The following is an 8,738-nucleotide window of genomic DNA, read 5'->3' on the forward strand; positions in this document are numbered from 1 at the left end:
ACTTTTTTAGTATATATTAAAAATTAAAAACTATAAATGAATAATTTATAAAAATTAAAAAGTATGTAACCCTTTACCGTCATTTGATCTGTCAATACTTATCATTTTTACAACGTCGTCATTATAACTTTTCTTATTATTCAATAGATTCATTCCATCTGCTATACCACGTTTAAATATTTCTGTAAAATATGGTAAAGCACTGTCATATTTTCTATAATTAAAATTTTTCCAATTTTGAAACATATGTAATAAACCTTGCTGAATACAATCATTTTTATCATCTACACTGTTATAATTTCTTTCTTTTTTTCTAACTGTATTTTTTGCTATTAATATTAACAAATCTTGTGCTTTTCTTGTCAATTGACCTTTTCCTTTACTTAATATTAGTTCATAATATAATTCTCTATCTTCTAAGTAATTTGGCATTTTATTGGATTATTTTTTGGAATTTAATAAAATTTTAGTACCTTTGTATATTGGGGAGAACTTGCTTTTTTGCATTTAAATACATATTTTATTTTATAATATGTTATATATTAAAAATTTAAAAAGGTTTCGTTATTTTTGATAAAAAATTAAAGGTTTTTTGTTAAGTGATTGATTATTAATTATAATTTTTTTATTTGGATATTAAATTTTTTTTATTTAATTTTGTAGATTATGAGTAAAAAAAATAAAAATATGTGGTTTAGTTGGAGTAAAAAACCAGAAAACTTTAAATTTGTTAGTAATAATGGTAACTATAGATTTTACAGTTATGACATACCAATTTTTCATAATATTAATGTAGTAGATATATTAAATATTAATGTTAAATATTTATATAAAGATGATGATATTTTAATAGATTTTAACTACTTATATAATATTATTAATATGGATGATAATATTACAATTGATGATAAATCATTTATCAGAGATAAAAAATTATTTCCATTTATATATTCAATTGAAATAAATGATTACGATAATTATTTACATTTTAAAAAATTAAGAAATAGAAAGGAAAAAATATTAAAACTTAAAAATTTAACAAAATGAAATTTGTAAGATTTGGTGGTTTATCATCAGTTTATCAGGATCAATATAAAACAGGTGACAAGTCTTTTCATAACCCTCCTAAAAAAAGAGGTTGTTATGCATTTCTTCGTGGTCATATTGATAAATTTTTAATTGGATCAACATATGAACCAGGTCATATATCAAATAAGAGTTATTGGTTAAAAGATGATGATGGTAATAGAATAAAATATGATGATATTTTTTATACAGTAGAAGTAAAAAAATCGGATAGTATAGAATTTATTTCTAAAATAAATCCAATTTATATTAAACTTTTAAAAAAACAAAAAATAAAAAGTAAAGATATAGAATGTTATAAAGGTTATGCTTGCGTTCTTAAAAAACCTAAAGTATTTGAATATGATGGTGAAATATGGCATCATTTAGGTGAAAATTTAAAACCAGAGCAAATAATTGAATCAAGTGGTAGTTGGGTTAAAACAACAATGGATGAATTTGAATTTGCATTAAAAATAGAATATAAAAAACTATTAAAAGATAAACACAAAACAGATAAAGAGTTTAATATATTAAATTTTAAAGGTAGACAAAATCCATTTAAACCATCTTTTGGAATTAAATATAATAAAGATCATCTTGAAGTTTTTATTGAAAAAATAAATTAAATAATTATAATATGGAAGACGGAGATAATGCATATAAAATTTATGTCGATGAACAATATAATATAAAAGTTATATTAAATGACTATTCCATTAAAGATATCATCGAAATAATTGGTATAGAGAAAATTGAATTAGAATTAAGAAAAATTAAACTTAATAAAATAATTAAAAATGTATAAAAAAGATAAAATATTTTATAGTGATTTCATCAAAAGGAAAAATGATGCATATTCAATGTGGACAATTGAAAAAGAAGAAGATCCTGTTGATGTAGCAATTAAAAATAATTCAGTTGAATATTTAATTGAAAAAATAGGAATTGAAAAGGTTGAACTGGCTTTAAGAAAATTAAAAATTAAAAAAATTAAAAAAGGGAGTTAAACAACTCCCTTTAAATAATTAACTTTAAATTATTAAAGTTTCTTTCTTTCTTGTGCTTTTTGATCTTTAATTTGATTTAAATCTTTTGTTAAATTATGTTTGTAAATTAAAAGATTATTAAATGCTGCTTTTAATTCTGTAGATTCTTTAAGAATATCTTCATTTTCTTTAAGTTCGTCAATAGATTCATTAACTTCTTTAATCTTCATTTCAATTTGTTTTTCTCTATCTTCAAGTTTTTTGAAATGTCTTAATTCTTTTGAAAGTTTATTTTCAAAGAAGTCAGTTAGATCATATCCCATTTCTCTCTGTACATCTTGAATAAGTTGATTAGCAGAATCATATTCAAATAAAAATGATCCAGTTCTTTTATCAACATTATAAACATACATTTTATCTTTATAATTAAATGCAAATGTTTCAGTCATAGGTTTTGTTAAATTAGTTATTTTACAAGCAACATCTAAATCAACAATTTTATCAATATTTTTAGAAACAGACTCAATTACATGATAATAATTCTTTTTTAAGAATGGTACTATTGGTGAATTAAATAAATCTTCTAGTGTAGATTCTTTGTCAGCTTCTTCACCATTTAAATATAATTTTTTATTCATACTTAAACCAATTGATAAATTCTCATCAATTCTAAAATTAATAGTCTCTTTTTCAAAATTAGAAAGTCTCATAGCTTTTTCTAAATTTTCTAATACTTTTAATTTATTTTCATCCTTAACAACATCTCTTAAAACACACTGTTTAATTTCTTTTTCTGTTAACATAAACCACCTGTCACCTATAAATGCAACATGACCTTCTTCAATCTCGTCAACCACAGTAAATATTTTACTTTGTTTACCACCATTAGAATTCATATTTTTTCTTTCTACTGGATCAGTAGTCAGTTTATTCATAAATATTTTAATCTCAGGTACCCAGTCATAAAGAGCTAGTTCATTCAAAATATGTTCCATTCTAGTTGAATCATCATCTTTAGATATAATATCTAAGATTTTATTTAATGGTTCTCTATATAACATTCCATAATTCTTACCCTCTACTTTTTTATACAAATCTTTTAATTCGTATAGTAGTGGCATACTTTCTAACTCTTCATCAAAACTTTCAAGTAATTTCTTAACATCTGTATCATAACTATAATCTTTTAAACTATTTTTTAATGATTCAGTTAGTTGTTTTTCAGACATTGTATCAAATCTGTGTAAATGTTTTTCAACAATTGATGAAATTTCAAGTTGATCAAGTGTTAATCCTTGTTTGAAATTAAACAAATCAAATTTCCAATTTTTCATTTTTATAATTAATTGTTTTTTAAAAACTTACAACATCTTTATATGTTGCACGTTTTTTATTTTTTAGATTCATAAAATCTATATTTATATATTAATAAAAAAAAGTCGTTTTTTGACAATTTAAATATTATATATAATGATATGAGTACAAAAAGATTAAATACCATTGAATTTATAATAAGATCAAATGAACTACACATTAGCTAAAGACTAATGTGTTTCAGGTTTCATAGACTCATCTAACGACAACGCCTCCACCTGTTTTTGTTTAATGTCCGACTCAATCCCTGAACCAGACAATATTATTTTTAAACCTTGTTTTAAAATGTTTTTACTTGCATTAAAATCTCTATCATGTTTTTCACCACATGATGGACAAGTCCATTCTCTATCTTTTAGAGTTAAATCTTGATTTATCCAACCACAATTAGAACACATTTTAGATGATGGGAAAAATCTATCAATTTTAACAAATTGTTTATCATTCCACTCACACTTATATTCCAACATAGAATAGAATGAACCTAAACTAACATCAGACATTGCTTGTGCTAACTTATGATTTTTCATGATATTCTTTACGGCTAAATCTTCAACTGATATGATGTCGTGGTTTTTGACAATTTCAGTTGAAACTTTATGTAAATAATCTTTTCTAACATTAGTTATTTTTTCATGTATCACAGCAAGGTTTTTTCTTTGTTTATTTCTTGATGAACTACCTTTAACTTTCTTTGATAGTTGCCTTTGATTATATTTTAATTTCTTTAAATTATTTTTTAATGTTTTAATATTTTCATATGTAGTTCCATCACTTAATATAGCTAAATCTTTAGTACCTGTATCAATACCCACCATTGAATTGGTTTTTTCATAAGGTTGGTGTTGAACTTCACAAGTTAAAGAAACATAATAATTTCCAGTTGTTGATTTGGAAATAGTAGCAAATTGAATATTTCCTTCTATTTCTCTATGTAAATTAATTCTAATACCACCTTTGAACTTTGGTATTAATAATTGATTTTTTTCAACTGATACTGATTGTGGTATCTTAAAAGATTGTCTATCATATTTTGACTTAAATCTTGGAAACTTACTTTGTTTTCTAAAAAATCTCATATATGAACTATCAAGATTTCTTAAAGATGATTGTAATGATTGACTATTAATTTCTTTTAACCAATTATAGTTTTCATCTTTTTTAAATTGAGTTAAATCATTAGCGTTATCATAGTAATTAAGCGATTTCTTATCTTCAAGATAACTTTCTTTTCTTTTGTTTAGATAATGATTGAAAACAAATCTACAAGCACCAAAATGTTTAGCCAACAAGATTTCTTGTTCTTTATTTGGATATATTCTAAACTTAAATGACTTAAATATTGTTTTCATATAATGTATATATTAAACTTTAAAAGTCATTTTTTACATTTTTTAATTTTTTATGTAAATACTTTATGGTTTGTGAAAAGTATTCACAAAAAAATTAAAAAGTTATGTCTAAAAAATCTCATTATCGTTCAACAAATCGTTCAAAACATTACTTAGAATGTCATTTAATCTTTGTGTGTAAATACAGAAAGAAATTACTTGTTGGTCAGTTAAAAGATGATATGAAACAATTATTACTAAATATCACTTCAAAATCAGATTTTGAAATAGAAGTATTTGAAAGTGATATAGACCATATCCATTTTTTAATTCGTTATATTCCTCGTTTGTCTATCACTTCAATTGTTAGAAAGTTAAAACAAGAATCTACTTACCACATATGTCGTTCCCAACATAGAAATTATTTACACACTCAATTTTGGGTTGAAAAAACTTTTTGGTCAGATGGTTATTTTGTTTGTTCAATTGGTGAAGCAAATCCAAACACCATTAAACAATATATCCTTACACAAGGTTAGGATTATTTTTTGTCAAATTCATCACAGAAGCTACTGAACCCTAAAGGGTAAAGACTTCTGTGTTTTCTTTGACTGGTCATATAAAAATTATATGTCCTTTTCATGGTATATTTGAACAGCAACCTTTACATCATTTAAACGGGAGTGGTTGTCCTATTTGTAAAACATCAAAAGGCGAAAAATTAATTAAAAAATTATTAGATGGCATTAATATAAAATATGATTATCAAAAAAGATTTAAAAACTGTAAAAATACTAAACCAATCCCATTTGACTTCTATTTACCAGATTATAATATTTGTATTGAATATGATGGTATTCAACATTTTAAGCCAATATCTATATTTGGTGGTAAAAAATCATTAGAAAATCAAAAGATTAAAGATAAAATAAAAAATGTATATTGTGAAAAAAATAATATTAAATTAATAAGAATTAAATATACAGATGATATTAATTATATTTTAAATAATTTATTTGAAAATATTTGTATAATTAAAAATTAATTATTATTTTTGTGCAATTAATTTTATAAATCCTAAAAATTAAAACTATATGAATATGAAAAAATTATTTTATTTATTTTTAACATTACTAATATCAGTAATATTTATATCATGTGAAAAAGATGATATTTTTGATATTGTTCCAACTAATCCAGATAAACCAAATTATCAAAGTGGTTTAGTTATTGGTAGATATACTAGTGATATTAGTTCACTTAAATCAATGTATAATTCTAATATTGTACATAGTATACCATTTAAATCTACTACAAAATCAAGTGAAACAACTGATAATTATGTATTAATTGAAGATATTAATGGTAATATTGATACACTTAGATTATCAGATGAAGGATCTATTAAAATTACAGGTATTGATGATTTTTTCCCAATTAATAAAAATTATTTATTATTTTATGGTAATTATATTGATGTTAGTTATGAAGTATTAACACATGAGTATATAACTGTATATGATAGTGCACATATTGATTCGACTACAAATTATATTAACGTTGTAGATACAACATTTGTTAATGATGATATGTGGTTAGTTTATTATGATACTGTTGATTTTGTTATAGATACTAGTTATACAGTTATAGATTATAGTAATATACTATATGATTTAAATGATGGTAAATTTTATGATGTTGGTCATAATATTAATTTATATAATGATAAGATTACAAAATCATTTAATGATCCATTTTATAAGAATACCGATAGTACAAAATTTTATTTCTTAAATAATTATAATAAAATTATAGAGGTTGATTTAAATAGTGACGTACCTAATATTAGTATTGTATATGACAGTTATATATATGATGATAATTTTATGGATTTTCATATGTTTGATGATCATATTATTTATAAAAGTGATATAAATCAATATAACTATATTACAAAAAATGGTACATATTCAAAATTAGATCAAACTATTATATGGAATGATACTGTAGGTACTTTATTACCTATTCATTTTATTTTTGTTTTAAATGATAATTTATATATTATAATTGAAGATAATTGTAATAGTGAATATGATTATTATAAATTTATACACGATTCAGTTAACGATTCTATATTTATTCAATATGATAAATCTATTTATAATGATATGAGTGATCCAATGTCATTAGATAGAGAATTGATATATGAATATACACATAATAATAATATTTATTTTTTCAATAAATCTAGTAAAATATTGTTATCAATATCAAAAGATGATTTAACATATACAAACACATATTTAGATATTGATGATAGTGTTAATGATTATGTATATGCTCCTGTTGAATTACAAACTAAAATGAATAAATTCTTTGATGGATTCATTATTTATAGACCAGATAATATATATTTAATAAATACAAATTCTAAGTCGTCTATATCTGCTACATCTATTGCATCTGGTTATACAATAAAAACAATGACGACAAATGACGATGGAACTGTAGTATTTTACGGTAAAAATCCATCAGGTCAAGATATAAAAGGTGTTATTAATTTAGATTATACTATTACTGAAACTTTAGTTGAGTATGATTCAAATGGTACATTAATAACAAATATTTAATTTCTTAAATTTTAAATATGTAATATAAAAGGATACTAAACAGTATCCTTTTTTTGTTAAAAACTTTTTAAGTTTATACTAAAATTTTTAGAAAAGTGATTTTTTTATTTAATATATAAATTTAAAATATGATAAAAATCAAAAAAAACAAATAATTATGAAAAACATTAAAAATTTTAATGATTATACAAACCCACAAGTAAATGAATGGTTTGGATTTGGTAAAAAAAGAAAAAGAGAAGAAGAATACCAAAAAAGACGATTAAAATCAGAAGAAGATCGCCAATCTAGATTATCTCAAATAGATCCAAATGATACTTCACCAATACCATTTGCAGATTTTTGGCCAGATGACATAACTAAAAAATTAATTGATCAAAAAATTAAAGTATTAGAGAATACTACTGAATTTAAAGAAATTATGGATGATATTGAAAATGGTGAAATAAAAGATGTTAGAGAATTACCGACAAAAAATTATTATCAAATTGGACAAACATATCAATTAATATTAAATGATGGTAGATTAATTGATGTTCGTCCAACAAAAACATGGGAAAATTCTAGTGGAGATTATGATAGTTATTATATAATGATAGTAGATGATGAATTTTTAGGTTATATATCATACATTAATTATAAATTAATAGGTAAAATTTACGATCAACATTATAGTGAAAAATGGCGTTCAAAAAAGTAATTTAAATTATTTTTATTTAAAAAATGACTAATCAAATTGTTAGTCATTTTTTTATTTTTAAACTTTTAAATTTAAAATTTATATATTAAATAAAAATATATGAATATGAATATGAATTTAAAATTTGACTTTGATGATATTAATTTAGTTCCTCGTTATAGTATTGTAGATAGTAGATCAGAATGTGATACAAGTATAAAATTTGGTAAATATACATTTAAAAATCCTGTTATGCCAGCTAATATGGAATCTGTTATAAATGAAGAATTAGCAATTAAATTAGCAGAAGAAGGTTATTTTTATGTTATGCATAGATTTAATTTTGATTCTAAATCATTTATTAAAAAAATGAAAGAATTAAATTTAGTATCATCTATTTCGATAGGTGTAAATGAAGATAGTTATAATCTTTTAACTGAATTAAAGAATGAAAATATAATACCTGATTATGTTACAATAGATATCGCACATGGTCATTCTAAAAAAATGAAAAGAATGATTAAATTTATTAAAGAAAACTTCGGTGATGATATTTTTATTATTGCTGGTAATGTATCAAGTATTGAAGCAACTGTTGACTTAGATAAATGGGGAGCTGACTCTATAAAAGTGGGTGTGGGACCGGGTTGTTTTACACCAGATGCAAAAG

The 8,738-nt window shown here is 22.4% G+C and carries 11 protein-coding genes; 8 read left to right on the forward strand and 3 right to left on the reverse strand.

Going from position 1 to position 8,738, the window contains the following annotated elements; genetic code table 11:
* Positions 1 to 54: 54 nt before the first annotated feature.
* Positions 55 to 432 carry a hypothetical protein gene (locus tag RBR25_RS14160; protein ID WP_432820204.1) on the reverse strand — a complete coding sequence of 126 codons (378 nt, stop codon included), beginning with the start codon at positions 430 to 432 and terminating at the stop codon, positions 55 to 57.
* 234 nt (positions 433 to 666) lie between these two features.
* On the opposite strand from RBR25_RS14160, the gene RBR25_RS14165 reads away from it, so the two are divergent.
* The 3 genes from RBR25_RS14165 to RBR25_RS14175 all read left to right on the forward strand — a co-directional run bounded on the left by RBR25_RS14165 (position 667) and on the right by RBR25_RS14175 (position 2,075).
* Entirely contained in the window at positions 667 to 1,047 is a 381-nt protein-coding gene (locus RBR25_RS14165) for a hypothetical protein (protein ID WP_432820205.1), read from the forward strand.
* Positions 1,044 to 1,694: a hypothetical protein gene (locus RBR25_RS14170; protein ID WP_432820206.1), complete on the forward strand. Its 651-nt coding sequence runs from the start codon at positions 1,044 to 1,046 to the stop codon at positions 1,692 to 1,694. Before RBR25_RS14165 ends, RBR25_RS14170 begins: the two co-directional genes overlap by 4 nt.
* A gap of 171 nt (positions 1,695 to 1,865) precedes the next feature.
* The gene (locus tag RBR25_RS14175; protein WP_432820207.1) at positions 1,866 to 2,075 is read left to right on the forward strand and encodes a hypothetical protein; all 210 of its coding nucleotides are present in this window, start codon (positions 1,866 to 1,868) and stop codon (positions 2,073 to 2,075) included.
* 32 nt (positions 2,076 to 2,107) lie between these two features.
* On the opposite strand, the gene RBR25_RS14180 is transcribed toward RBR25_RS14175, so the two are convergent.
* Positions 2,108 to 3,367, reverse strand: coding sequence for a hypothetical protein (locus RBR25_RS14180; protein ID WP_432820208.1), 1,260 nt, complete (start codon positions 3,365 to 3,367; stop codon positions 2,108 to 2,110).
* A 231-nt stretch (positions 3,368 to 3,598) separates the two neighbouring features.
* Positions 3,599 to 4,780 carry an IS200/IS605 family element RNA-guided endonuclease TnpB gene (tnpB, locus tag RBR25_RS14185; RefSeq protein WP_432820209.1) on the reverse strand — a complete coding sequence of 394 codons (1,182 nt, stop codon included), beginning with the start codon at positions 4,778 to 4,780 and terminating at the stop codon, positions 3,599 to 3,601.
* Positions 4,781 to 4,884: 104 nt separating this feature from the next.
* Here tnpB and tnpA point away from each other — a divergent pair, with 104 nt between their 5' ends.
* The 5 genes from tnpA to RBR25_RS14210 all read left to right on the forward strand — a co-directional run.
* On the forward strand, positions 4,885 to 5,298 hold the full coding sequence (gene tnpA / locus RBR25_RS14190; RefSeq protein ID WP_432820210.1) for an IS200/IS605 family transposase: 414 nt from the start codon (positions 4,885 to 4,887) through the stop codon (positions 5,296 to 5,298).
* A gap of 59 nt (positions 5,299 to 5,357) precedes the next feature.
* Complete coding sequence (locus RBR25_RS14195) at positions 5,358 to 5,804, forward strand: hypothetical protein (protein ID WP_432820211.1); 447 nt, start codon at positions 5,358 to 5,360, stop codon at positions 5,802 to 5,804.
* A 49-nt stretch (positions 5,805 to 5,853) separates the two neighbouring features.
* The gene (locus RBR25_RS14200) at positions 5,854 to 7,389 is read left to right on the forward strand and encodes a hypothetical protein (protein WP_432820212.1); all 1,536 of its coding nucleotides are present in this window, start codon (positions 5,854 to 5,856) and stop codon (positions 7,387 to 7,389) included.
* A gap of 157 nt (positions 7,390 to 7,546) precedes the next feature.
* A complete protein-coding gene (locus RBR25_RS14205; RefSeq protein ID WP_432820213.1) occupies positions 7,547 to 8,089 on the forward strand; it encodes a hypothetical protein in 543 nt (180 codons plus the stop codon).
* A gap of 111 nt (positions 8,090 to 8,200) precedes the next feature.
* Positions 8,201 to 8,738 (forward strand): IMP dehydrogenase (locus RBR25_RS14210; RefSeq protein ID WP_432820214.1); only part of this gene is annotated, 538 nt, incomplete at its 3' end.

The sequence above is a fragment of the Trichloromonas sp. genome, from assembly GCF_034006665.1.
In the GTDB taxonomy this organism is placed as follows: domain Bacteria; phylum Desulfobacterota; class Desulfuromonadia; order Desulfuromonadales; family Trichloromonadaceae; genus Trichloromonas.

Bases quoted from the DNA above. Each gene is read 5' to 3' on its own strand.
- RBR25_RS14160 (WP_432820204.1), bottom strand. From the start codon at position 432: ATGCCAAATTACTTAGAAGATAGAGAATTATATTATGAACTAATATTA.
- RBR25_RS14165 (WP_432820205.1), top strand. From the start codon at position 667: ATGAGTAAAAAAAATAAAAATATGTGGTTTAGTTGGAGTAAAAAACCA.
- RBR25_RS14170 (WP_432820206.1), top strand. From the start codon at position 1,044: ATGAAATTTGTAAGATTTGGTGGTTTATCATCAGTTTATCAGGATCAA.
- RBR25_RS14175 (WP_432820207.1), top strand. From the start codon at position 1,866: ATGTATAAAAAAGATAAAATATTTTATAGTGATTTCATCAAAAGGAAA.
- tnpB (WP_432820209.1), bottom strand. From the start codon at position 4,780: ATGAAAACAATATTTAAGTCATTTAAGTTTAGAATATATCCAAATAAA.
- tnpA (WP_432820210.1), top strand. From the start codon at position 4,885: ATGTCTAAAAAATCTCATTATCGTTCAACAAATCGTTCAAAACATTAC.
- RBR25_RS14200 (WP_432820212.1), top strand. From the start codon at position 5,854: ATGAATATGAAAAAATTATTTTATTTATTTTTAACATTACTAATATCA.
- RBR25_RS14205 (WP_432820213.1), top strand. From the start codon at position 7,547: ATGAAAAACATTAAAAATTTTAATGATTATACAAACCCACAAGTAAAT.